Here is a 24,422-nt window from a genome sequence, read left to right as displayed (position 1 = left end):
TTAAAAGACGTCTCGCACTGGCGGACCTACTCTGATCGCCAGGAATCCGGTGTTTTCCGGCGCGATCGGCAAGCAAGACGAAAGAATGCGAACTGCCCGCCCGACAAGTGCTCCGGATTCCGGTACGGGCGAAAACGCGACACGGCGACAGGCAATCAGGGAGACAACCGACCACGCGCCAGCCGCTTCCCGTTCGCAGCGGCGACACATCGGCGCACGCGACGGCCGCCTGACCCACTCCATCAAACGATACGAGGACGACATGACTACGCCGACCATCCATCAAGCAGGACTCCGAATGATCATGATCGCGGCCGGCGTTGCGGCGCTGATGTCGCTGTCCGCGTGCGGCGGCTCCGGCTCGCTGAGCCAGGGCACCGGCGGCGGATCGGGTTCGGGCGACACGACGGCGACGACCGGCGGCACGGGCAACGGCTCCGGCGGCACGTCGGCCAATGGGGTTGGCCAGACGACCGCGGCGTCGAGCAACGTCGTGACGGCCGCAGGCGGCACCGTGTCGGGCGTCGGCACGGTCATCGCCGGCCAGTCGCTGCCCGGCACGAACGCGGCGACCACGCAGGGGCTTGGCACCGTCGTACAGGACGCCGGCGCGGCCGTCACCACGCTCGGCACCGGTCTCGGCTCAGGGCTCGGCCAGCTCGGCGCGTCGTCGAATCCGGTCGGCACGACGGTCGCGAGCACGGGCGGCGTGGTCACGAATCTCGGCGACGCGGTCGCGGCGACCGGCGGCGTCGTGTCCAGCCTCGGCGCCAGCGGGTCGGCGCTGGCGCCGCTCGCGCCCGTCACGTCGCCCGTCGGCGGCGCAATCACGACCCTCGGCAACACGATCGCGGGTGGCGGCGCCACGCTCGGCACGCAGTTGTCGACCGGCCCCGTCGCGCAGGTCACGGGCGCCGCCAGTTCGGCGATCACGCCGATCACGTCGCAGGTCGGATCGGTCACGCAGACCGTTGCGTCGAGCACGCCGCTCGGCGCGCCGCTCACGAACCTCGTGACGACGGTCGGCAACGGTGTCGCGAACGCCGGCACGACGATCGCGAAGACCGGCGGCAATCCGGTGACGACCGGCGTCGGCAACGTGGTGACGGCGACCGGCAACACGGTCGCGACGGCCGGCACGACGCTGCTCGGCGGCGGTGCCGCGACGAATCCGCTCGCACCGGTCACGGGGCTCCTGTCGACCGGCGCGCTCGGCGGCGCGACGGGCGGCGGCAATCCGGCAGGCGCGCTCACGTCGGCGGTCGGCACCGTAACGAGTGCCGTGTCCGGCGCGGCCGGCGGCTCGCCCGTCGCGGGGCTGACGGGCGGCAGCGGCAGCGGCGCGCTCTCGAAGTCGGGCGGCGGCGTGCTCGCTCCCGTAACGACGACGCTCGGGTCGCTGGTCAAGTAAGCCTCACGCCCCTGCGGCGCCCGATCGTCCCCGACGATCCGGGCGCCGCAGCCGCAATCCCGGCCGGCTTCCGCTCGCGTCCGCCCCGCCTCCGATCCCTACCTTTTCCCCACAGTCCGCCTGCAACCGGCCATCGAAATCGGTCCTGAAAGCAAGACACGTTAAAATCTCACCTCGCGTGGTGCGCCGCCCGCACCCGCCATCCATCGCCAGCCGCGTGCCCTCGGGCCGCCCCCGACCCATGGAGTGAGTGTCAATGAGCGGCGGACTCCCGTTTCCCGCATCCCGCAAGTCGTTACCGTCCTCGACGGTCTTCCTGATTCTCGCCGCCGCCGCGCTGCTGTCCGGCTGCGGGCTGCTGCCGGTCCAGAACCCGCCCGCGCCGATCAGCGAGGCGCTCGTCGAGCCCATCGCGGAAACCGCCGGCGAGCCGCTGACGATGCCGCCCGTGCCGGCGCCGACGCAGCCGGAGGAACCGGAAGCGCCGAAGAAGCCGCGTCGCGAGGTGACGCGGCCGAAGCCCCCGCAGCGCCCCGAATCGCCGACACCGCCGCCGCCGCCCCCACCGCCGATCGTCGCGACGCGCCCGCTCGACCGCACCCAGATCCATGCGCTGCTCGACAGCGAAGTCGCGCGCCGCAACGGCAAGGTGATCGGACGCGCGGTCGACATGGTGACCGACGCGAGCGGCAAGCCGCGCGAGATGATCGTCAACCTGCAGGGCTTCATGGGCATCGGCGACCGCAAGGTCATCTTCCCGTGGGCCGTGTTCCGCTTCACGCCGGGCGGCAAACAGGAGCCGATCGTGCTCGACGTGCCGTCGGGCGACCTGCCGCCGGCCGCGCGGCCGAAGGCCGTGCCGCTGTCGGGTTCGGCCGCTGCCTCGCCTGCGACGCGGCTGCCGATGCTCGACAGCGATGTCGAGCGCCCGAACGGCACGAAGATCGGCCGCATCGTCGACGTGCTGATCGACCGCGCCGCGCAGCCGCAGGCTGTCGTGCTCGACCTCGGCGGCCTCGTCAATACCGATCGCCGTTCGATCGCCGCGAGCTGGGGCGCGCTGCGCTTCGTCACGCGCGACAAGGCGCTGCACCCGCAACTCGACCTGAACGACGCGCAGATCAAGGCATCGCCGCCCTACGCGGCCGACAAGCCGGTCATCGCGGTCTTCCCGCCCGTTGCTCCGGCCCCGGCTTCATCTGCGAGTGCCACCCGATGACGATCAAGCATTCCGTCAGCGCTCGCAGTCTGCGGTCCCTCGACTGGCTCAACTTCTTCGTTGCAAACGTTCAGACCGGGTTCGGTCCGTTCATCGCGTCCTACCTCGCGTCGCACAAGTGGACGCAAGGCGAGATCGGCATGGTGCTGTCGATCGGCACGATCAGCGCAATGGTCAGCCAGGTGCCCGGCGGCGCGGCCGTCGATGCGCTGAAGAACAAGAAAGGCGCGGCCGCATGGGCGATCGCAGCCATCATCCTGTCCGCGGTGCTGCTCGCGTCGAGCCCGACGATCGTGCCGGTGATCGCCGCCGAGGTGTTCCACGGTTTCGCGAGCTGCATGCTCGTGCCGGCGATGGCCGCGATCTCGTTCTCGCTCGTCGGCCGCGCCGACCTCGGCGACCGGCTCGGCCGCAATGCACGCTGGGCATCGATCGGCAGCGCGGTCGCGGCGGGCCTGATGGGCCTCACCGGCGAATACTTCTCCGCGCGCGCGGTGTTCTGGCTGACCGCCGTGCTGGCGCTGCCCGCGCTGTTCGCGCTCGCGATGATCCAGCCGACGCACCAGGTGATTCCGCAGTCGTCGAAGCCCGACGATCAGCACGACGAAGCCGGCGAACGCGAAACGCTGCTCGAACTGCTGCGCGACCGCCGGATGCTGATCTTCGCGGCGTGCGTCGTGCTGTTCCACCTGTCGAACGCGGCGATGCTGAATCTCGCGGCCGGCGAAGTCACGGCCGGGATGGGCGAAAACGTGCAGCTCGTGATCGCCGCGTGCATCATCGTGCCGCAGGCGATCGTCGCGATGCTGTCACCGTGGGTCGGCCGCTCCGCGCAGCGCTGGGGGCGCCGGCCGATCCTGCTGCTCGGCTTCTCCGCGCTGCCGGTGCGCGCGCTGCTGTTCGCCGGCGTGAGCAGCCCGTACCTGCTCGTGCCCGTGCAGATGCTCGACGGCATCAGCGCGGCCGTGTTCGGCGTGATGCTGCCGCTGATCGCGGCCGACGTCGCGGGCGGCAAGGGCCGCTACAACCTGTGTATCGGGCTGTTCGGGCTCGCGGCCGGGATCGGCGCGACGCTCAGCACGGCCGTGGCCGGCTACGTCGCCGATCACTTCGGCAACGCGGTCAGTTTCTTCGGGCTCGCGGCCGCAGGGGCGCTCGCGGTGCTGCTGGTCTGGCTCGTGATGCCCGAAACGCGCGTCGACAACGGCGATGCGGCGGCCGACGAGCCGGCGGCCGCCTCGCCCGAACAGGCGCACTGACGGCAGCGCGCCGCCGAATCCCGCTTCTTGGCCGACTCGCAATGGATACGATCAGGACACTCAACGAAGCCCGCCAGCAGATCCAGCAATCGATCTTCGATCTGTTCAAGGGGCTGTCATTCAGCGAACGGCTCGCGCAAGGCGGGCTGATGGCGTTTCAGGCCGTCTGCGGCGCGTGCCTCGCCTATGCGATCGGCCACGCGGTGCACTCGGAGCAGGCCGTGTGGGCGGCAATCACCGCGATCGCCGTCACGCAGCACAACTACTCGGACACGATGTCGCTGTCGCGCGACCAGTTCATCGGCGCGATGGTCGGTGGCGTACTTGGCTTCGCGGGTGCGGCGCTGGGCGGCGATCGTCTCGTCGCGTACGCGATCACGGTCGCGATCGTGATCGTGTGCTGCTGGTGCCTGAACGTTGGCAGCGCGGCCCGGCTCGGCGGCGTGACCGCGACGATCGTGTTGCTGTTTCCGGGCAATGGCCCGCTGTGGGACGTTCCGCTGATACGGCTCGGCGAAGTGACGCTCGGCACCGTGTGCGCGCTGGGGGTGTGCTGGGTGATGTCGAGAATCGAGCGGCGCTGGTTCCGCCACGCCGCGGCAAAGTGACGCGGTGTACCGGTTGCCCGGCGCGCATCGCGGCATGGCGATACGTGCCGGGCGATCGGCAAGGTCAGTCGCCGATCCGCAGCACGATGCCGGAACCGATCTGCACCAGCAGGTGATCTCCGCCGACGCCGACCCATTGATAGCCGCGCGGCGGCTGGCTCAGGTGATAGCCGCGCCAGTCGTCGATCACGTACTGGCGATCGCGGAACTCGGGGGGTAGCCGGTCGCCCTTGTGCCATTCGCGACGCGGCTGGTCGGCCCAGCGCGGCGGCACGTCGTCCTCATGACGCATCTGGCCGGGTGGCATGTGTTTCGGGCCGTGGCCACGCTGCATGCCGTGGCCGCCTTGGTCGTTGTGGTTGTCGTGATCCTGCGCCATCGCGGCCGGCGCGGCGAGACTCGCCGCGATCGCTGCGGCCAGCATCATCCCGTGCATCTTCTTCATTGTGCTTTCCCTCCGTGTTTTCACGTCGAACGAAACCACTCGAACTACCCGATGAAGACTAGCACACGGCATCGCGCGGCCGCATGACCGCGTGTTACGCCGCCTGCTGCTGGTACTGGATCCGGTGCAGGTGTGCGTAGAGGCCGCCGTGACGCAGCAGTTCGTCATGGCTGCCCTCTTCGACGATCTTGCCGGCCTCGAGCACGAGGATGCGGTCCGCGCGCTCGATCGTCGACAGCCGGTGTGCGATCACGAGCGTGGTGCGGCCTTCCATCAGCCGCTCGAGCGCCGCCTGCACATGGCGCTCCGACTCCGAATCGAGCGCCGACGTCGCTTCGTCGAGGATCAGGATCGGCGCATCCTTGTAGATCGCGCGTGCAATCGCCAGCCGCTGGCGCTGGCCGCCGGACAGCCGCATCCCGTTGCCGCCGACCAGCGTGTCGAGCCCGTTGGGCATCGCGGCGACCGCATCGGCGAGGTTCGCGGCCTCGAGCGCGGCCTGCACGCGCGCGCGGTCGGGCGTCTGCCCGTACGCGACGTTCGCGGCGATCGTGTCGTTGAACAGCACGACGTCCTGGCTGACCATCGCCATCTGGCCGCGCAGCGCGTGGAGGTCGTAGTCGGAAACCGGCACGCCGTCGACCAGGATCGCGCCGTCCGTCGGGTCGAAGAAGCGCGGCAGCAGGTTCACGAGCGTCGTCTTGCCGCTCCCGGACGGGCCGGCCAGCGCGATCATTTCACCCGGCGCGACCTTGAACGAGATGCGGTCGAGCGTCGGCCGCTCGGCCGCGCCGTAGTCGAACGACACGTTGCGGAATTCGATCTCGCCGCGTGCCTGCGCCAGCGGCCGCCCGCCGCCCTGCGGCTCGGCCGGCTCGTCGATCAGCCCGAAGATCAGCTCGGCAGCCGTCATCCCGCGCTGCAGCGGCTGGTTGACGTCGATCAGGTGCTTGAGCGGCGAGATCACGAGCAGCATCGACGTGACGAACGCGACGAAGCCGCCGACCGTCGTCTGGTCGTTCGACGATTGCACGACCGCGATCGTGATCACGACCGCAAGCGCGATCGACGCGAGGAACTGCGTGAGCGGCTGCGCGAGGCCGCCCGAGATCGTCATGCGCATCGCGTAGCCGCGCAGGCGCTTGCTCATCGACGTGAAGCGGTCCATCTCGTACGCTTCGCCGTTGTGCACCTTGACGACCTTGTAGCCGCCGACCGTCTCCTCGACGATGTACGACAGCTCGTTGGTGAGCGTCTGGTGCTCGCGGTTCAGGCGGCGCAGGCGGCGGTTGATCTTGCTGACGAGCCAGCCGATGCCGGGCAGGATCACCGCGACGATCAGCGTGAGCCGCCAGTTCAGGTAGAACAGGTAGCCGAGCAGGAAGATCACCGTCAGCGAATCGCGCACGAGCGTGACCATCACGCCGGTCAGCACCGACAGGATCTGGTTGACCTCGAACACGATCGCGTTGATCACCGTGCTCGCGGTTTCGCGCTGGAAGAACGACGCGCCGGTGTGGAGCATCCGCTGGAACATCTCGAGCCGCAGTTGCAGCAGGATGCGGTTCGATACGTAGTTGAGCAGGTAATTGGATGCGTACTGCGACACGCCGCGCACGAGTGCGAGGCCGATCACCGCGATCGGCACGTACCATTTCGCGCTGTCGCTGCCATGCGCGCCGAAGCCGTGGTCGAGCAGCGGCTTGAGCAGCGCCGGAATACCGGCTTCGGTGGCCGCGACGACACCCATCGTCATCACGGCGAGCACGACGATGCCGATCAGCGGCCGGATGTACGGCCACAGGCGCTTGAGGACCGTGACCGGCGAGGTGCCGGTGCCGTCTATCGGTTTGCGAAGAGTGTTCTGGGTTTCCAAGGCAATCCTTCTTGAGCCGCGATGCGGCGCCCGGTGCGTGGCCGCCCGGGCGGTCGCCCCTGTCGGGCGGGTGCCGAAAAGGGCTCAACATTATAGCCGCACCGCCCCGGCGGCACGGGCATGGCCGATGCGGCCGGCGGCGGGGCCGCGGGTATACTGCCGCTCACCGTTTTCTCCGCCTTTCCGACGACTTCATGGCTGAACCCTCCCTCGGCGTCGCCCTCATCGCCCTCAACGCGTCCGCGCGGCTCGCGCAATGCCTCGATGCGCTGTCGTTCGCCGACGATGTCGTCGTCATCGACGGCGGCAGCACCGACGATACCATCGCGATCGCGCAGGCACACGGTGCGCGCGTGATCGTCGAGCGCGACTGGCCGGGCTTCGGCCCGCAGAAAAATCGCGCGCTCGACGCGCTCGGCACCGACTGGATCCTGTCGCTCGATACCGACGAAGTCGTCACGCGGGAGCTCGCGCAGTCGATCCGCGACACGATCCGCGCGCCGGCCGCGCAGGTCTATGCGGTCGACCGGCTGTCGAGCTTCTGCGGCCAGTGGATCCATCACAGCGGCTGGTATCCGGACTGGGTGCCGCGCCTGTTCCGGCGCGGCACCGCGCGCTTCTCGGACGATCTCGTGCACGAACGGCTCGTGTTCGACGGCGCCGCGCAGCGCCTGTCCGGCAAGCTGATGCACTATTCGTACGAGGACTTCGAAACCGTCGTGCGCAAGCTCGACGCGTATTCGACGGCCGGCGCGCGCCAGCGCCGCGCGGCCGGCCAGCGCGGCGGCTTCGGCAAGGCGCTCGCGCGCGGCGCCTGGGCCTTCGTGCGCACCTACGTGCTGCGGCGCGGGTTCCTCGACGGCCGCGCCGGCTTCATGATCGCCGTGTTCAACGCGGAAACCGTGTATTACCGCTTCCTGAAGCTCGGCCACGAAACGGCGCGCTAGGCGCCCGCCCGGCGCGCGGCCGGCCCGGCGTTACAATGCCGGGTTGCGCGCACCGTGCGTGCCCGCCCGAGCGGCTGCGCTGCGTGCCGCCCGCCACGACGACCACCGAATCCGACCGCCATGTTCTCCATCATCATTCCGACCTGGAACAACCTGCCGTACCTCAAGCTCGTCGTCGACAGCCTGCGCCGCCACTCCGCGTACGACCACCAGATCATCGTGCACGTGAACGACGGCTCGGACGGCACGCTCGACTGGGTGCGCAGCGAAGGGATCGAGCACACCGCATCGCCGACCAACATCGGCATCTGCCACGCGGTCAACCTGGCCGCCGCGCGCGCCACGCGCGACTACGTCGTCTACATGAACGACGACATGTTCTGCTGCCCGGGCTGGGACGCGGCGCTCGTGCGCCGCATCGAACAGATGCCGACCGACCTCTTCATGCTGTCGGGCACGATGATCGAGCCGGTCGACACGCGCAACCCGTGCGTCGTCGTCAGCAATTTCGGCCGCGACGCCGAGCAATTCGATGCGGCCGGCCTGGTCGCTGCGACCCCGAAGCTCGCGCGCGCGGACTGGCTCGGCTCGACCTGGCCGCCGACGCTCGTGCACCGCGACTGGTGGAACCGGATCGGCGGCTACAGCAGCGAGCTGTCGCCCGGCATGAGCAGCGACAACGACTTCTCGATGAAATTCTGGGACGCCGGCTGCCGGATCTTCCTCGGTGTCGGCGACAGCCTCGTCTACCACTTCCAGCAGAAAAGCACCGGCAAGATCGTCAAGAACGACGGCCGCCGCCAGTTTCTGAACAAATGGGGTATGACCCAAGCCACGTTCGACCGCTATTACCTGCATCGCGGCGCGCCGGCCGGCACGCAAATCGCGCTCGACACACCGGCCGTGGAAGGCCGCCTGAAGCGCGCGCTGCTGCGCTCGCGGATCAAGCGCGCCTTCAGCTGATCGCACCCCGAAAACAGCACGGAAACGCCGCCTGCTTCGCGTATACTGCGCCGTTCGTCCCGGATCTCCCGCCGGGATGCGCGGTGCGGCGCACGATGTCCGCAAGCCGCGTTCGTTCATTCGACAGGTTCCGATGCTTTCGTTTTCCGCTCCCGCCACGCGGCGCCTGACCGCCGCCCGTGCATTCGCCGTCGCCGCGCTCTGCATGGTGCCCGTCTCGACCGCACTGACCAACGTGTTCTGCGGGCTGTTCGCCGCGGCGCTCGTGATCTCCCCCGAATTCTGGCGTGACCTGCGCTCGTTCGTCACCGATCCGGCTTCGCTCGCGGCACTGCTGATCCTGGCCGCACTGACCGTCAGCGTCACGTATACGGTTGCGCCGCACAACAAGGCGTGGAACTGGGTCGCGAAGTACGACAAGCTGCTGCTGCTGCCATTCGCCGTGCTCGCGTTCCGGCATTCCAGCTGGGCGCCGATCGTGCGGCGCTGCTGGTTCGGCACGCTGTGCGTGATCCTGTTGCTGTCGACGACCAACTATCTCGGCCTGACCGCGATCGGGCCCGCGCACGCGACCGAGCTGCCGCTGTCGCGCGCCTGGGTGTTCAAGAACCACATCGCCGCCGGCATGTTCGGCGCGCTGCTCTTCTACCAGGCGGCCGATCTCGCGCTGGCGGCCCGCACGGCGTTCTCGCGGATCGCCTATGCGGGCATCGCCGCGTGGTCGCTCGTCAACGTGTTCGTCATGCTGCAGGGGCGCACGGGGCAGGTCATCGCGCTGCTGCTGATCCTCGTCGTCGCCGTGCGTTTTGTGCTGTTGCTGCGCCGCCAGTCGGCGCTGCGCGCGGGGCTTGCCGCCGGCGTGCTCGTCCTGGCCGGCGTCGCGCTCGTGGTCGCCGCATGCACGGTTCACAACGGCCGGCTGACCAAGGTCGTGACGGAAGTACAGCAATATCGTCAAAGCGACGCGGCCACGTCGACCGGGCTGCGCCTCGAGTGGTACAAGAAGGGGCTCGAACTGTATCGCCAGCGCCCGGTGATCGGCTACGGCGCGGGCGGCCTCGAATCCGAATTCGAGCGGCTCACGGCCGGCAAGACGGCGGCCGAAGGCCAGCTCACGTCGAACCCGCACAACGAATACCTGCTGATGGCCGTGCAGCTCGGCACGCTCGGCGTGCTGCTGTTCATCAACCTGATCGTGCAGATCGCGCGCGGCAGCCGCGCGCTCGATCCGCGCTCGCGGCACCTGCTGCTCGCGTGGCTCGCGATCTTCACGATCGGCAGTCTCGCGAATTCGCTGCTGCTCGATTTTGCAGAAGGGCACCTGATCGTGCTGCTGGCCGGCATCCTGCTCGGTTGCGGCGAACGCAGCGAGGCGCTGCCGCGCGAGACGTCGGCGATCCGCCGCAGCGCGTAACCCACGCCGGACGGCGCGCTGCCGGCCTGCCGGTCAGGTCCGGCGGCGGACACCCGCCGTCGACGCGCGCGCGCCAGGCGACTCGCCGCGAAACCGGCTCCCCCGAGCAAGAAGAAAAACGCGCGTCGCTCGCGCGTCAGTCGGATCCGGCGCGATGCAGCCGCGACGTGTCGACGATCGCGTCGGCCGGGCCCGGCGGATTCAGCCCGAGCATTTCGGCCGCCGCGGCCTTCACGCGCTGCGTGCCGAGATTGACGAGGCAGTCGCTGCGGCTGTCGACGTGGCGCTCGCAGCCCTCGTGCCGGCACGGCACGCAGTCGCCCTCCCCTTGCAGCAGCCACACGTTCCCGTGCCGCCCCGAGCCGCGCAGCGACCACGGATTCTCGGTCGCGGGCCAATGCTGCGGCCACGGCCCCCAGCGCACGGGATCGGACGGACCGAACAGCGCGATCGTGGCGGTGCCCGTCGCGGCCGCGACGTGTGTCGCGCCCGTGTCGGGCCCGATGAAGAGCCGCGCGCGCCGCACGAGCTCCGCGCTCTCGCCGAACGTCAGGCGCCCGACCAGGTTCAGCAGGTCGCCGCCCGCTTCGGCCGCGACCTGCTCCGCATACTCCCGCTCGCTGTCGCCCGGGCCGCCGGACAGCGCGACCGCGAAGCCCTGCTCGCGCAGCCAGCCGATCATCTCGACCCAGCCGTCGAGCCGCCACTGCTTGTAACGGAACATCGGATACGGATGCAGCACGACCAGCTGCTTGCCGGCGCGGATCGCCGGCGATTCGGCAAGCCGCGCGTCGAAGCGCGCGCGCCGCGCGGGATCGTCGCCGATGCCGGGCGCGACGACCTCGGACACCGGCTCGATGCCGATCACCGGCGCAAGTGCCAGCGTACTGACGACCGTATGCGCGGATTCGTGGTGATTGATCGCGATCCCGTTCAGCATCATCCGCGTGAGCCACGTGACGCGATTCGGATCGACGAGGCCGACCCGCTTGCGGCCGGCGAACCAGCTATAGAAACGCGGCCGGTCGGAACTCAGCGCCGCGCACGCGAGATCGTAGCGGCGCCACATTGACAGCGCGTCGCGCAGCCGCTCGCGGAATCCCGCGCGCTGCGCGACGACGATCACGTGCCGCACGTCCGGATTGTGCTCGAGCACGCCCTCGGTACCGCGAAACACCAGCATGTCGATCTGCGCGTCCGGCCAGCGGGCCTTCAGCGAACGCACGAGCGGCGTCGTCAGCAGCACGTCGCCGATACGGCGCGGTGCGGCAACGAGGATGGTTCTGGGCGGGCGGGCGGAAGAAAACAGGGCCACGGCGATCGTCTAGCTGGCTGAACAAGGCTGGCAATGTACAGGATTTTGCAGCAGCCGGCGCGGCATGGCGCGCCGGCCGTGCAGGCGGCCCCGATGCGGCCCTTCCAGTGGCCCTTCCAGTGGCCCTTCCAGCGGGCCGCGCCGACGGTCGCGACGTGCGGGGTGCGCCCGCGTTACGAGGCGATCGTCATGGCCGCGGGCGCGGCAACTGCCGGTCGCGCGCGTCGCATGTCGGTCACCGGTTCGTCGCGTTGGCCGGCCGGCGGCAGCAAATGGCGCACGGCGCGATCGACCGCGTCGACGCCGATCGCGTCGACGGTCGCACCGGCGCGCAGGATCACGTGCGGCACGCCGAGCGGGTGCCAGCGCAGGTATTTCTCGGGACGGTCCTCGAACAATGCGGCAACCGGCACGCCGAGCGCCGACGCAAGATGCACGGGTGCGCTGTCGGCCGAGACGATGACGTCGAGCAGGCTCGCGGCGGCCACCAGCTCGGCAACCGACGATGGCGCCACATGCTGCGCGTTCACGTCGCGCCACGCATCGTCCTCGGCAGACTTGCCGATCGCCGGATCGCGAAACACGATCACGTCGGCGAACGGCGCAAGCCGCACGCCGAGGTCGCGCCAGCGGTCTGCCGGCCAGCGGCGCTCGGCCGCCTTGTTCGACACGAACAGCCCGACACGCGGCTTCGTGCGTGCGCCGAGCAGGCGATACCACGTATCCTGCAGCGTACGGTCGGGATGAACCGACAGTTCGAGGCGGTCGAGATCGGCCCGGCCGAGTTCGGGCACGAGCCGGAAACCCGACAGCGCCTCGTGGCACATCTGCCGCTGCGCGACATGCTCGGGCTTGCGATCGTCGAATTCGGTCTCGGCATCGTGCCAGCGGCAATCCTTCGCGCGAAGCTGGCGCGCGAACTGCATGCTGCTGCGGTGCATGCCGCCGTTCGGCACGACCACGAGGTCGAACCGCAAGCGGCGCAGGCGGCGTACGAGTCGCATCCGGTCGAAGAAGGCGCGCATCCGCCCGGGACGGTCGTTGCGCTCGCACTGGCGGCTGTAGACGTACGTGTGGATCGCGTGCACGTCCGGGTTGCCGGCCAGCGCGGCCGCGTTGTAGCGGTTCGCGACCACATGCAGCTCCGCACCGGGCCAGCGCTCCTTCAACGCGCCGAGAAACGCCGTCGTGCACAGCATGTCGCCCAGAAAATCAATCCGGATCACGAGGATCCGCTGTGTCGGGTTCCCATTGGCCATGGTCATGTGGTGACAGTCAGTTTTTATCGTCGCGACGGGCCGTTTCACGGCATCCTGGACCGGCGCGGCCGTGACGCGCATTGCTGCCCGCCCTACGGATCCGCCCCTGTTTATGCGCACGAGACCGGCGCCGCTCGCCGGGCAAACCCGCGGCTGGGCGCCGCGTTCGTGCGGCTAGCGCCGGATTGTATAGCGTCCGGATGGCCAGCCCAAGGCCCGATTACCCTCAGACGTGAAAACGGCCCGCCGCACCGCGCGATGGCGATGCGGCGGGCCGCCTGTCGCGACAGCCGTCGAAACGGGACGCGTCAGTAGGTGATTTCGACGACGCTGCCGTCGAACGCCTCACGCAACTCCGCCAGCAGCACGTCGCTCGGCTTCACGCGCCACGCGTCGCCGAGACGCATTTCGCCCTGCGCCCGCGCATTGCTGTAGTGGATCTGGACCGCGAGCCCGTTCGGCAGCGGCGCCTGCGGGCGGCGGCCGCCATCGCGCCCGCCGCCGCGCGGCGCGGGCGCGTCGACCGCATTCGCGGCCGGCTCGTCCTTCGACACGTGCGGCTCCAGCACGCGGCGCAGCGCGACCGCGTCGGCGTTGCCGTTCATCGTCAGCCGCACGGCCTGCGCATAGCGGCTGCGCGCGCGTTCGAGATCCATCACGGTATCGGTCGTGAAGCGGATGCCGCCGGTGAACGCGTCGTTGCGCGCCTGCCCCTGCACGATCAACAGCTCGTCTTCCTTGAACAGCGCCTTGTTGGCCTCGAACTGTTCGTTGAAGATCGTGATCTCGCACTGGCCCGACCCGTCGTCGAGCAGCGCGATCAGCATCTTGCCGCGCTGGGTCATCTGCGTGCGCAGCGACGCGATGATGCCCGCGACGAGCTTGTCGCGCCCTTCCTTCAGGTCGCCGACCTTCTGCCGCACGAAGCGGCGCACTTCATCGCGATAGGCGTCGAACAGGTGGCCGGACAGATAGAAGCCGAGCGCGCCCTTTTCTTCCTGCAGGCGGCGCTTGTCGTCCCACGCGGGTTCGTCGACGAGCGCATGCGCGTGCGGCGACTCGGCGCCCATGTCGAACAGGCCGGCCTGCATCGCGTTCGCTTCGGCCTGGTCGGCCGCTTCCATCGCGAGCGGCACCGACGCGATCAACTGCGCACGGTTCGCGTTCAGCGAGTCGAACGCGCCGGCGCGGATCAGCGCCTCGACCGTGCGGCGATTGACGACGCGCCGGTCGATCCGTTCGCAGAAGTCGAACAGGTCGGTGAATGCCTTTTCCTCGCGGGCGCGCAGGATTTCCTCGATCGCATTCTGGCCGCTGCCCTTCACCGCGCCGAGGCCGTAGCGGATCGTGCGCGAGCGCTTGCCGTCGGCTTCGGCGACCGGCTCGAACCGGTAGTGCGACTGGTTGATGTCCGGCGGCAGCACGACGAGGTTGTTCACGGCGCAGTCGTCGAACAGGATCTTCACCTTGTCGGTGTCGTCCATCGCGAGCGTCATGTTGGCCGCCATGAATTCGGCCGGATGATGTGCCTTCAGCCACGCTGTGTAATACGCGAGCAGTGCGTACGCGGCCGCGTGCGACTTGTTGAAGCCGTAGCCCGCGAACTTCTCCATCAGGTCGAAGATCTCGTCGGACTTTTCGCGCGTGAGGCCGTTCGTCGCCGCGCCCTCGGCGAAGATCTCGCGGTGCTTGGCCATCTCCTCGGGCTTCTTCTTGCCCATCGCGCGACGCAGCAAGTCGGCGCCGCCGAGCGAGTAGCCGCCGATGATCTGCGCCATCTGCATCACCTGCTCCTGATAGACCATGATGCCGTAGGTCTCTTTCAGGACGGGTTCGACGCGCGGATCCGGATAGTCGACCTTCTCGCGGCCGTGTTTCCGTGCGCAGAAGCTCGGGATCAGGTCCATCGGGCCCGGACGGTACAACGACACGAGCGCGATGATGTCCTCGAAGCGGTCGGGCTGCGCATCCTTCAGCATGCCCTGCATCCCGCGGCTTTCCAGCTGGAACACCGCGACCGTGTTGGCCTTCTTCAGGATCTGGAACGACGCGGCGTCGTCGAGCGGCACCTGCGCGAGCGACCAGTCGGCCTTCGACGGATCGAGGCGGCGGATGTAGCGCTCGGCCCAGTCGAGGATCGTCAGGGTCGTGAGACCCAGAAAGTCGAACTTCACGAGGCCGACGGCTTCGACGTCGTCCTTGTCGTACTGGCTGACCACGCCGCCGTCGTCGCCCTGCGTGTACAGCGGGCAGAAATCGGTCAGCTTGCCGGGCGCGATCAGCACGCCGCCCGCGTGCATCCCGACGTTACGCGTGAGACCCTCGACGCGCTGCGCGAGATCGAGCAGCTGGTGCACTTCGTCCTCGTGGTCGTAGCGCTCCTGCAGCTGCGGCTCCTCTTTCATCGCGTCGGCGATCGTCACGTGCTTGCCCGGCTTGAACGGGATCAGCTTGGCGATGCCATCGGTGAACATGTAGCCGAGGTCGAGCACGCGGCCGATGTCGCGCACGGCCGCCTTCGCGGCCATCGTGCCGAAGGTGGCGATCTGCGACACGGCGTCCGCGCCGTACTTCTCCTTCACGTACTGGATCACGCGGTCGCGGCCGTGCTGGCAGAAGTCGATGTCGAAGTCGGGCATCGACACGCGTTCCGGGTTCAGGAAGCGCTCGAACAGCAGGTTGTAGCGCAGCGGATCGAGATCGGTAATGCCGAGCGCGTACGCGACCAGCGAACCGGCGCCCGAGCCACGGCCCGGACCGACCGGCACGCCGTTGTTCTTTGCCCAGTTGATGAAGTCCGCGACGATCAGGAAGTAGCCGGGGAAACCCATCTTCGTGATGGTTCCGCACTCGAATTCGAGACGCTTGTAGTACGTGTCGCGCTGCGCGTCGCGTTCGGCTTCGGCCGGATACAGCTGCGCCAGACGGGTCTCGAGCCCTTCCTTCGACAGCTGGACGAGGTAATCGTCGAGCGACATGCCGTCCGGCGTCGGAAACAACGGCAGCTTCGGCTTGCCGAGCTCGAGCTTCAGGTTGCAGCGCTTCGCGACTTCGACCGTGTTCGCGATCGCCGACGGCAGGTCGGCGAACAGCGCGGCCATGTCGTCCTGCGTGCGGAAATACTGGTCGGTCGTGAAACGCTTCTGGCGCCGCGGGTTCGCGAGGATGTCGCCTTCCGAGATACACACGCGCGCCTCGTGCGCGGTGAAATCGTCGTCGGTCATGAACTGCGTCGGGTGCGTCGCGACGACCGGCAGCTTCAGCGCCGCGGCGAGCGTCGCGGCCTGCTGGATGTACGCCTCGGCACCCGGCTGGCCGTAACGCTGCAGCTCGATGTAGAAGCCGCCCGGGAACACTTTCGCCCAGCGCTCGGCGTGACGGCGCGCGGCTTCCTCGTTGCCTGCGGCGAGCGCGAGCCCGATGTCGCCCTGTTGCGCCCCCGACAGCGCGAGCAGCCCCTGCGCGAGCTCGCCGTCGAGCCAGCTCGCGTCGAGCTCCGCGCGGCCGCGGTACTGGTTCGTGAGCCACGCCTTCGACAGCAGCTCGCAGAGATTCAGGTAGCCGACCTTGTCCTTGACGAGCAGCAGCAGCCGCGACGGCTTGTCGCGATCGTCCGGATTGGTGATCCAGACGTCGCAGCCGGCGATCGGCTTGATGCCCTTGCCGCGGGCTTCCTGGTAGAAACGGACGAGGCCGAATGCGTTGCCGAGATCGGTGAGCGCGAGCGCGCCCTGACCGTCTGCGGCCGCCGCCTTGACGATGTCGTCAATGCGCACGATGCCGTCGGCAATCGAGAATTCGGAGTGAACGCGAAGATGGACGAAGCGGGGATCTGACATGGGCGCTATTGTAGCCGCCCCGCCGCGCAGGCTGCCCAAAAAATCCCCGCGCCGGCCGTTCGGCCGATGCACGCGGCGACGCGTCGCGCGGCTGGCCAAACGGCCGGATGCCGATGCACGCGCGGTTTGCGGGATAATACGGTTTTTCGAATCAACGCCCCGGCTTCGCACCCTTTTTTGCGGGCCGCCGTGCGGCCGTTTTCCCGTCGGACCATCATGACCATCGTCAACCTCGCCGCCTACCACTTCGTGTCGCTCGACGCGACCGAGCAATGGCGCCCGCTCGTCACCGCACGCTGCAACGAACTCGGCCTGCGCGGCACGATCCTGCTCGCGCCGGAAGGCATCAACCTGTTCATCGCCGGCACGCGCGAAGCCACCGACGCATTCATCGCGTACCTCCGCCACGATCCGCTGTTCGAAGGCAAGTTCGCGACGCTGCAGTTCAAGGAAAGCCTGTCCGACTCGCAGCCGTTCCGCCGCATGCTCGTGCGCCTGAAGCGCGAGATCATCACGATGAAGAAGCCCGCGATCAAGCCGGAACTCGGCCGCGCGCCGTTCGTCGACGCGCAGACGCTAAAGACATGGCTCGACCGCGGCCACGACGACACGGGCCGCCCGGTCGTGATGCTCGACACGCGCAACGCGTTCGAGGTCGACGTCGGCACGTTCGACGACGCGCTCGATTACCGGATCGACAAGTTCAGCGAATTCCCGGAAGTGATCGACGCGAACCGCGCCGACCTCGAAGGCAAGACGGTCGTGTCGTTCTGCACGGGCGGCATCCGCTGCGAGAAGGCCGCGATCCACATGAAGGAAATCGGCATCGAGAATGTGTACCAGCTCGAAGGCGGGATCCTGAAGTATTTCGAGGAAGTCGGCGGCGCGCACTACCACGGCGACTGCTTCGTGTTCGACTACCGCACCGCGCTGAACCCGCAACTCCAGCCCACCGAGAACGTCACGTGCTTCGCGTGCCGCGCGGTCGTCACGCCGGAAGCGCAACAATCGCCGAGCTACGTGCCCGGCAAGTCGTGCCCGGCCTGCGCGCAGGCAGCCAGCGCCGCATAAGCGCGCGCCCCGCGCCCCGATGAACGGCTATCGCGGCCGCTTCGCACCGTCGCCCACCGGCCCGCTGCATTTCGGCTCGCTGGTCGGCGCGCTCGCGAGCTGGCTCGACGCACGCGCGCACGGCGGTGCATGGCTCGTGCGCATCGAGGATCTCGACGGCCCGCGCACGGTACCCGGCGCGGCCGACGACATCCTCGCGACGCTCGCGCATTTCGGCATGACGCCCGACGAGCCGCCCGTGTGGCAAAGCACGCGCGATGCGGCCTACGCGGCTGCGCTCGAGCCACTCGTCGCGGCGGGGCGCGTCTATCCGTGCGGTTGTACGCGCAAGGAAATCGCCGACTCGCTGCGCGCCGCGCATGAGCGCCACACGACACTCGCGTATCCAGGCACCTGCCGCACCGGCCTGCACGGCAAGCCCGCGCGCGCATGGCGGCTGCGTGTGCCCGACGGCGACGACGCGATCGTCACGTTCGACGACCGCTGGCAACACACGCAATCGCAGAACCTCGCAACCGAAGTCGGCGATTTCGTGCTGAAACGCGCGGATGGCCAATGGGCCTATCAGCTCGCGGTCGTCGTCGACGATGCCGACGCCCGCATCACGCATGTCGTGCGCGGCGCCGACCTGCTCGATTCGACCGCGCGCCAGATCCATCTGCAACACTGCCTCGGCGTGCCGACGCCCGCGTACCTGCACGTGCCCGTCGTCGTCGATGCGAACGGCGAGAAACTCAGCAAGCAGACGGGTGCGACCGCGCTCGAACGCGACGATCCGCTGCCGGCGCTGCGGGCTGCCGCCGCGCATCTCGGCCTCACGGACGATGGCGATCTGTCGAGCCAGACGATGGACGCGTTCTACGTGGCCGCGACCGATGCGTGGGCGCGTCGCTTCGGGCTTCGCGCCGGTTGAATCGCTGGCAGGAACGGGGCCCGTACCGGCCGCGTTTCTGTCTCCGTCAGCGCCGAACCCGATCGCATGAATACGTGACGGAAGCCCGGGCGCCACGCCCGCCGGCGACCCGCCATCGAAATCCCCTGCCCCGCGCGGCCAGCCATCGCTGTCCCGCGCACGCCCCATCCCGATCGCGTCGCCCAATGAAAAACGGGCACATGCTCATCGCATGCACCCGTTTCCGCGGCAGTGTTCGCGCACCGCCTCGACCGCTTGAACCGTCCGGTTACGCCGACGGCTTGCGCGGCATCCCGAACCCGCCGAGCAGCGCGGCAACCTGGCGCTTCGGCCCTTTCTTCTCGGGCTGCTGCGCGGGCTGTGCGTCGTCCGCCTGCTTCGCCGGCGCCGACGGCTCGTACGGCTTCAGGAAGAAATCGTCGACCGGCGCTTCGTGGCGACGGGGACGACCACCGCGCTCGGCAGCGGCCGACCGGTGTCCCGACGCCCCGCGATGCTCGTCGCGATCGCGACGACCGCCCCGTTCGCCACCGCGTTCGCTGTGGCGATCGCCGCCACGGTCGCCGCCACGCTCACCACCGCGCTCACCGCCACGGTCGTCGTGACGCTGGCGTGCCGGCTTGTTGAGCGTGAGCGTCTGCACTTCAAGCGGACGCTTGATCAGCTTCTCGATATCGGCAAGCTGCTTGCGCTCGTTCGGGCTACACAGCGACAGCGCGTCGCCCGTCGCACCCGCACGGCCGGTACGGCCGATCCGGTGCACGTAGTCTTCCGCACTGAACGGCAGGTCGAAGTTGATCACGGCCGGCAGCTCGGCGATGTCGAGGCCGCGGGCGGCCACGTCGGTCGCGACCAGCGCCTCGATCTCGCCGCGCTTGAACGCGTCGAGCGCCTGCATCCGCTCGAGCTGCGTCTTGTCGCCGTGGATCGCCGACGCGACCACGCCATCGCGTTCGAGGTTGCGCGCCAGGCGGCTTGCGCCGATCTTGCTGTTGCAGAACACGATCACCTGCTTCAGGCCGCGATCGCGCAGCAATTGCACGACGGCCGCCTGCTTGTCGCCTTCGGCGACGTCGTAGACGATCTGCGTGACGTTGGCGTTCGTCGAGTTGCTGCGTGCGACCTCGATCGTCTGCGGGTTGCGCAGGTAGGTCGATGCGAGCTTCTTGATTTCGCCCGAGAACGTGGCCGAAAACAGCAGCGTCTGGCGTTCCTTCGGCAGCAGGTTCAGGATGCGCTGCAGATCGGGCAGGAAGCCCATGTCGAGCATCCGGTCGGCTTCGTCGAGCACGAGAATCTGCACCTGGCCGAGGTTCGCCGTCTTCTGCTGCACGTGGTCGAGCAGACGGCCCGGCGTCGCGATCAGGATCTCGACGCCGCGGCGCAGCTCGGCCGATTGCGGGTTCATGTCGACACCGCCGAACACGACCGCGCTGCGCAGCGGCGTGTGCTTCGCATACGCGTGCACGTTCGCGGCGACCTGGTCGGCGAGTTCGCGGGTCGGCGTGAGGATCAGCGCACGCACCGGATGGCGCGCCGGTGACGCGCTCGTGTTGGCTTGCGGCAGCAGGCGCTGGATGATCGGCAGCGAGAAACTCGCGGTCTTGCCGGTACCCGTTTGCGCGGCGCCCATGACGTCGCGGCCGGCGAGCACGACCGGAATGGCCTGTGCCTGGATCGGCGTCGGCGTCGTATAGCCCTGCTCCGCAATGGCTTTCAGGATATCGGCGGCAAGGCCGAATTGATCGAAGGTTGCGTCGACGGGCTTGGCGACAGAATCGGACATGGTGGCGTTTCGCTCAAAAGGCGCGGCGGGGACATCGTGCGTCAGGCCAGCCGGGCCTGCGCTCATCACAATTCGGAAATAGACGGAGCCACGGCGCGCCGCGCGGCGCCGCTCTGGCGCTTGGGACCGGTTCAATGCGAACGCTGGACGCCAGGCCGTGCGGACTCCGTTCGGCGCGAATGCCGACGGAAAGGGCCGTATTGTAGCACTGCGCGGCCAACTGTCCGTGACAACGCCGCGAACGGCCGCAACGGCGGTTCGCGCGGCGTGCCCGTGCAGGCCCGCGCGGGCGACGGATGACCCGATCGTGCTGTCCCGATCGGCCGGCGAGCAATATCAGGGGTCCGATCCCGGATGATCGTATCCCGACGCCTGCCGCTGCCCGCGCACCGGGCCTTCAGGCCCGGCTCGCGGTCAACCCACGTGACTACGCTCCGCGATCGCGCCCGGCGCTCAGCCCTTCTTCTTTTTCTTCTCGACCTGCACGCAGTCGCCGAGCAGCGGCGGCGACTTCTCGTCGGCGATCTCGTCGCGCAGCGTCGCTTCCTTGCCCTTCGTCCACCACGTATAGCGGCCGGCCTGGTAGCGCGCGCCCGACGCCGACACGGTGTCGACGAACAGCATCTGCTTCCCGTTGACCGGCACGAGCGCGAAGCTCTGGCCGTTGCCCGCGAGCCAGTACGACACGCGCACGGGCTGCTTCTGGTTCGCGCACTGGTAAATGGTCTGCTGGCGCGCATCGGCGTCGATTTCCTCGACGGTCAGTTGCGCGGCATGCGCGACGGAAACGGCGGTGCCGGCCAGCGCGAGCGCGGCGAGGGTTTGGCGAATCATGCAGGTCCTCTCACGAGACGGATGGAAACGCGCCCTCGCGGGGCGCGCGGTTATTGTTGATGGGCGATCGCGCCGGTTGCGGGGATCAGGGATCGATGACGCCCGCGCACGCATCGGTCGGCGCCGCGGCGACATGGCCGACGAGCGGCACGATCTTGAGCCCCGCCGAGGCCACGCGGCACGGTGCGGCCGCGAGGCCGCAACCCGCGAGATTCGCGACGAGCACCAGCGCGACGCCCAGCTTTCCGATACTCAACCACCTCGACACCATCGTCCTCTCCTCGTTCCATCAGCGGGCCGACACTGGCCGGACGGCCGCGGCGGCGCGCTTCGCGCGTTCGCGGGCTTCGTCGACGGTCGCGCCGGTCGCCAGCGCGACGCCCATGCGCCGCTTCGCAAAACTTTCCGGTTTGCCGAACAGGCGCAGGTCGGCCCCCGGCACCGCGAGCGCGTCGCGCACGCCTTCGAACGCGATCCCACGCTCGTCGAGCCCGCCGTAGATCACGGCCGACGCAGCCGGCGTCCCGAGCGCCGGATCGACCGGCAGCCCGAGAATCGCCCGTGCGTGCAATTCGAATTCCGACTGGCGCTGCGATGCGAGCGTGACGAGGCCCGTATCGTGCGGCCGCGGGCTCACTTCCGAGAACCACACGTCGTCGCCGCGCACGAACAGTTCGACGCCGAACAGCCCGCGCCCGCCGAGCGCCTCGGTGACCTTGTGCGCGATCTCGCGCGACTTCTCGAGCGCCGCCGCGCTCATCGGCTGCGGCTGCCACGACTCGACGTAGTCGCCCGCGACCTGCACGTGGCCGACCGGCTCGCAGAAGTAGGTGCGCGTGGCGAGCGTCGCCGGATCGATCGCGCGCACGGTCAGCTGCGTGATCTCGTAGTCGAAATCGACGAAGCCTTCGACGATCACGCGGCCGTGATTCACACGTCCGCCCGCCATCGCGTAATCCCATGCGGGCTTCACGTCGGCTTCGGTCTTCACGACCGACTGCCCCTTGCCCGACGACGACATCACGGGCTTCACGACGCACGGCATGCCGATCTTCGCGATGGCCGCGCTGAAGGCCTCGAACGAATCCGCGAACGCATACGGCGACGTCGGCAGGCCGAGTTCCTCGGCCGCAAGCCGGCGGATCCCTTCGCGGTTCATCGTGAGCTGCGTCGCGCGCGCGGTCGGGATCACTTCGGCGAGGCCGGCCGCCTCGATCGCGGCGAGCGCGTCGGTGGCGATCGCCTCGATCTCGGGGACGATCAGGTGCGGGCGCTCGGTCTCGACGATCGCCCGCAACGCGGCGGCGTCCGTCATGTCGATCACGTGCGCGCGATGCGCGACCTGGTGGCCCGGCGCATCCGGATAGCGGTCGACCGCGATGACTTCGACACCGAGACGCTGCAACGCGATGATGACTTCCTTGCCGAGCTCGCCGGCGCCGAGCAGCATGACGCGCGTGGCCGAGGGTGAAAGCGGCGTACCGAGCCGCTGACCGATCTGCATGTGATTTCCCGCTTCAGGTGGAGGACGAAAACGGCTCCGATGTTAACACGTGCGATCGCGCCGGTTTTGGGCGTTTCGGCGCGCCGGCGCCCGGCCGCTCGCGGCTCGTGGACGGGCTGCGAACGTTTTCATCCGCGAAGTGTCGGCTCGCCTGCCGCGGGGCGGGTGCGTTACTCTTACGCCTTGATCAGAATCCGATGAGGAACGAGGCTCATGTCCCACCTGTCCGCAGCCGCACGCGCGCGCACCGGCCTGCTTCGCCCGTTGCGCGCGCCGTTCTGCGCGTTGACGCTTGCCACGCTTCTCGCCGCCTGCGCGATGCCGACCCATCCCGATTCCGCCGCCCCCGCGCCCGACCCGTACAACCCGGCCGCCGTCCAGCTGCTCGACGACACCAGCTGGGAGCTCACCAGCTGGGTGAACGCCGACGGCTCGCAACGTGCGATCCCGCACGGCGACAACGGCGAGCCGATCAAGCTCGCGCTGTCGACCGAATCGGGCATCCGGCGCGCCAGCGGGTTCTCGGGCTGCAACCGCTACATGGGCACCTACGCAATCAAGAACGGCTTGCTGAGCTTCGGCCCGCTCGCCGGCACGCGGATGGCGTGCCCGAACACGCTCGGCGGCCAGCTCGAGCACGCGTACCTCGACGCGCTTGCGCACGTCGACAAGACCGGCGTGCAGATGCGCGAGCCGCAGCAACTGCAGATCGTGACCAACGCCGGCGCCACGCTGACCTTCACGCACCGGAGCCCCTGATGCATCGCGCACGCGAAGGCCGGCCGACCGCCTTCGCGTCGCGCGCGTGTGCCGGACGCACATGCCGCACGGCGTGAAACGAATTCACGCCGCCCGAGAATCTTGTTCGCCGGCCGGTTAAACTCGGCGGGTCGCGCCTCGCGCGCCCCTCCCCACTCCTGTTTCAAAGCATGCACACGGTTGTCTTCGGCTGGTTCGGCATCTCCGCCGTCTGGTTCCTCCTTCTCTTCTGGCGTCTCGTACAGGCGATGCTGCCCGGCGGCGGCGGGCTCGCCGGCCGCGGCTCGATCCGCCTGTGGCTCGGCTTCGCCGCGGTATTCGCCGCAAGCTGCACGCTGACGAGCCCGCTGTCGGGTCCCGACACGAATGCGCTCGGCCATGCGTTCTCGGCCGGCTTCGCCCACGTGCTCGGGCCGATCGGCACGCCGGTCGCGATGGTCGTGCTGTTCTTCGCCGGGCTGCCCTGGCTGACCGGTATCGGCTGGCGGCAGTTCGCCGCGTGGGTCGACACGTCGTTCGGCGTCAAGCTGTCGCGCGACGGCGGCGACGACGACGTGCGTGGGATCGCCGACCTGCCGCGCAGCGCGCTGCATCGCGACGACGACATCGTGCAACCGACCACCGCGCACACCGTCAACTCGATGGCGCCGCGCCAGAACGGCCGTTATTCGCGCCCGACGCTGTGGAAACCCGACCCGCAGGCGCGGCCGAAGCCACGTAGCAAGACGCCGCAGCATCCGCTTGCGGAACCCGTCGCGCCATCGGGCTGGCTGAAGCCCACCGCACCCCAGCGCACGCCGGTGGCGCAACCCGCGCCGATCCCGGCCAGCGCGATGCCGCCGCCCACGACCGGCAGCACCGCCAGCCTCGCGCGCGCGGCGGCGAACGCGCAGATGTCGCGCCCCGACCCGGCCCCGCTTCCTGCCGGATTCGAACCCGTCCGGCCGCGGCCGACCGCCGCGCGACCGGCAGCCACGGCTGCGCTGAAGCAGACTGCTCC

The 24,422-nt window shown here is 69.0% G+C and carries 19 protein-coding genes and 1 pseudogene; 11 read left to right on the top strand and 9 right to left on the bottom strand.

Annotated elements, in window-relative coordinates; genetic code table 11:
* Positions 1-262 precede the first annotated feature (262 nt).
* The 4 genes from BLA15945_RS26950 to BLA15945_RS26935 all read left to right on the top strand — a co-directional run bounded on the left by BLA15945_RS26950 (position 263) and on the right by BLA15945_RS26935 (position 4,497).
* A complete protein-coding gene (locus tag BLA15945_RS26950) occupies positions 263-1,411 on the top strand; it encodes a collagen-like triple helix repeat-containing protein (RefSeq protein ID WP_059233560.1) in 1,149 nt (382 codons plus the stop codon).
* Between the two features lie 256 nt (positions 1,412-1,667).
* Positions 1,668-2,630: a PRC-barrel domain-containing protein gene (locus BLA15945_RS26945; protein WP_059233559.1), complete on the top strand. Its 963-nt coding sequence runs from the start codon at positions 1,668-1,670 to the stop codon at positions 2,628-2,630.
* Positions 2,627-3,889 carry an MFS transporter gene (locus BLA15945_RS26940; protein WP_059233558.1) on the top strand — a complete coding sequence of 421 codons (1,263 nt, stop codon included), beginning with the start codon at positions 2,627-2,629 and terminating at the stop codon, positions 3,887-3,889. Before BLA15945_RS26945 ends, BLA15945_RS26940 begins: the two co-directional genes overlap by 4 nt.
* A gap of 41 nt (positions 3,890-3,930) precedes the next feature.
* Complete coding sequence (locus BLA15945_RS26935) at positions 3,931-4,497, top strand: FUSC family protein (protein WP_059233557.1); 567 nt, start codon at positions 3,931-3,933, stop codon at positions 4,495-4,497.
* 64 nt (positions 4,498-4,561) lie between these two features.
* Here BLA15945_RS26935 and BLA15945_RS26930 read toward each other — a convergent pair whose 3' ends face one another.
* On the bottom strand, positions 4,562-4,942 hold the full coding sequence (locus BLA15945_RS26930; RefSeq protein WP_059233556.1) for an RcnB family protein: 381 nt from the start codon (positions 4,940-4,942) through the stop codon (positions 4,562-4,564).
* A 94-nt stretch (positions 4,943-5,036) separates the two neighbouring features.
* A complete protein-coding gene (gene msbA, locus BLA15945_RS26925) occupies positions 5,037-6,818 on the bottom strand; it encodes a lipid A export permease/ATP-binding protein MsbA (protein WP_059233555.1) in 1,782 nt (593 codons plus the stop codon).
* 194 nt (positions 6,819-7,012) lie between these two features.
* Here msbA and BLA15945_RS26920 point away from each other — a divergent pair, with 194 nt between their 5' ends.
* From BLA15945_RS26920 to BLA15945_RS26910, 3 genes are all read left to right on the top strand, one after another.
* Entirely contained in the window at positions 7,013-7,765 is a 753-nt protein-coding gene (locus tag BLA15945_RS26920) for a glycosyltransferase family 2 protein (protein ID WP_174993811.1), read from the top strand.
* 120 nt (positions 7,766-7,885) lie between these two features.
* On the top strand, positions 7,886-8,728 hold the full coding sequence (locus tag BLA15945_RS26915) for a glycosyltransferase family 2 protein (protein ID WP_174993810.1): 843 nt from the start codon (positions 7,886-7,888) through the stop codon (positions 8,726-8,728).
* Between the two features lie 133 nt (positions 8,729-8,861).
* Complete coding sequence (locus BLA15945_RS26910) at positions 8,862-10,142, top strand: O-antigen ligase family protein (protein ID WP_174993809.1); 1,281 nt, start codon at positions 8,862-8,864, stop codon at positions 10,140-10,142.
* A gap of 136 nt (positions 10,143-10,278) precedes the next feature.
* On the opposite strand, the gene BLA15945_RS26905 is transcribed toward BLA15945_RS26910, so the two are convergent.
* The 3 genes from BLA15945_RS26905 to dnaE all read right to left on the bottom strand — a co-directional run bounded on the left by BLA15945_RS26905 (position 10,279) and on the right by dnaE (position 16,555).
* Positions 10,279-11,457, bottom strand: coding sequence for a glycosyltransferase family 9 protein (locus BLA15945_RS26905; protein WP_174993808.1), 1,179 nt, complete (start codon positions 11,455-11,457; stop codon positions 10,279-10,281).
* Between the two features lie 173 nt (positions 11,458-11,630).
* Complete coding sequence (locus tag BLA15945_RS26900) at positions 11,631-12,716, bottom strand: glycosyltransferase family 9 protein (protein WP_174993832.1); 1,086 nt, start codon at positions 12,714-12,716, stop codon at positions 11,631-11,633.
* Between the two features lie 308 nt (positions 12,717-13,024).
* Positions 13,025-16,555, bottom strand: coding sequence for a DNA polymerase III subunit alpha (gene dnaE, locus BLA15945_RS26895; protein ID WP_059233551.1), 3,531 nt, complete (start codon positions 16,553-16,555; stop codon positions 13,025-13,027).
* Positions 16,556-16,771: 216 nt separating this feature from the next.
* Between dnaE and BLA15945_RS26890 the strand changes: the two genes are divergently transcribed.
* Together BLA15945_RS26890 and gluQRS are read left to right on the top strand one after the other, a co-directional pair.
* Positions 16,772-17,626, top strand: a complete 855-nt coding sequence (locus BLA15945_RS26890) for a sulfurtransferase (RefSeq protein WP_174993807.1) — start codon at positions 16,772-16,774, stop codon at positions 17,624-17,626.
* Between the two features lie 19 nt (positions 17,627-17,645).
* Entirely contained in the window at positions 17,646-18,539 is an 894-nt protein-coding gene (gluQRS, locus tag BLA15945_RS26885; RefSeq protein ID WP_174993806.1) for a tRNA glutamyl-Q(34) synthetase GluQRS, read from the top strand.
* Positions 18,540-18,807: 268 nt separating this feature from the next.
* Here gluQRS and BLA15945_RS26880 read toward each other — a convergent pair whose 3' ends face one another.
* The 4 genes from BLA15945_RS26880 to purT all read right to left on the bottom strand — a co-directional run bounded on the left by BLA15945_RS26880 (position 18,808) and on the right by purT (position 22,663).
* A complete protein-coding gene (locus tag BLA15945_RS26880) occupies positions 18,808-20,391 on the bottom strand; it encodes a DEAD/DEAH box helicase (RefSeq protein WP_174993805.1) in 1,584 nt (527 codons plus the stop codon).
* Between the two features lie 387 nt (positions 20,392-20,778).
* On the bottom strand, positions 20,779-21,159 hold the full coding sequence (locus tag BLA15945_RS26875; RefSeq protein WP_059233547.1) for an MliC family protein: 381 nt from the start codon (positions 21,157-21,159) through the stop codon (positions 20,779-20,781).
* A gap of 85 nt (positions 21,160-21,244) precedes the next feature.
* Positions 21,245-21,430, bottom strand: coding sequence for a DUF6726 family protein (locus BLA15945_RS26870; RefSeq protein ID WP_059233546.1), 186 nt, complete (start codon positions 21,428-21,430; stop codon positions 21,245-21,247).
* Positions 21,431-21,448: 18 nt separating this feature from the next.
* Positions 21,449-22,663, bottom strand: a complete 1,215-nt coding sequence (purT, locus tag BLA15945_RS26865; RefSeq protein ID WP_059233545.1) for a formate-dependent phosphoribosylglycinamide formyltransferase — start codon at positions 22,661-22,663, stop codon at positions 21,449-21,451.
* A gap of 213 nt (positions 22,664-22,876) precedes the next feature.
* On the opposite strand from purT, the gene BLA15945_RS26860 reads away from it, so the two are divergent.
* Together BLA15945_RS26860 and BLA15945_RS26855 are read left to right on the top strand one after the other, a co-directional pair.
* Positions 22,877-23,422 (top strand): META domain-containing protein, encoded by a 546-nt coding sequence (locus BLA15945_RS26860; RefSeq protein WP_059233544.1) that lies wholly within the window; start codon positions 22,877-22,879, stop codon positions 23,420-23,422.
* 170 nt (positions 23,423-23,592) lie between these two features.
* Positions 23,593-24,422: pseudogene (locus BLA15945_RS26855) on the top strand (DNA translocase FtsK); the annotation flags it as partial.

It is taken from the genome of Burkholderia arboris (genome assembly GCF_902499125.1).
In the GTDB taxonomy this organism is placed as follows: domain Bacteria; phylum Pseudomonadota; class Gammaproteobacteria; order Burkholderiales; family Burkholderiaceae; genus Burkholderia; species Burkholderia arboris.
The sequence above is the reverse complement of the archived record's forward strand: the minus strand, read 5'-3'. Positions and strand labels throughout refer to the sequence as shown.